The 415-nt window shown below is 61.2% G+C and carries 1 pseudogene; it reads right to left on the bottom strand.

The features are described from left to right. Positions 1–198: 198 nt before the first annotated feature. Positions 199–415: pseudogene (locus tag AB4Z23_RS28755) on the bottom strand (phosphatase PAP2 family protein); the annotation flags it as partial.

The following is a 415-nucleotide window of genomic DNA, read 5'->3' as shown; positions in this document are numbered from 1 at the left end:
ACCCACCGGCCGGGAGCCAGATCGGCGCGGCCACGCCGGCGATAAAGCGATTGCCGGTCGCCAGGAATGCGATGAAACCGAATGTCGCCGCTCCGATGTGCAGCCACAGTAGCGATGCCTCCACGAGATGACCACATCGCCCCGGCTTCTGTCGGACCGGCTTGTTGCGGAGGCGCGCGAGTACGAAAACCGGGGCGATTATTCCGCCGCGAAGACTTGGGCAGGAACTGCTGCCGCCTTGCCGGCCCGTTCCTTTGCCGACAGCCAGTTGAGCAGACGGCTCGAGGCTGCGCAAACGATAACAAAAGCGAAGAGGCCGCCAAAAATATCCGAGAGATGATGTCCGCCCTGAACGAGAACGGCAGGCAGCATCAAAAGATTTAGCGGCAAAATCACCGCCATCACCAGCCAGTGA

This window comes from Agrobacterium sp. MCAB5, from assembly GCF_052114365.1.
GTDB lineage: Bacteria > Pseudomonadota > Alphaproteobacteria > Rhizobiales > Rhizobiaceae > Agrobacterium > Agrobacterium tumefaciens.
The sequence above is the reverse complement of the archived record's forward strand: the minus strand, read 5'-3'. Positions and strand labels throughout refer to the sequence as shown.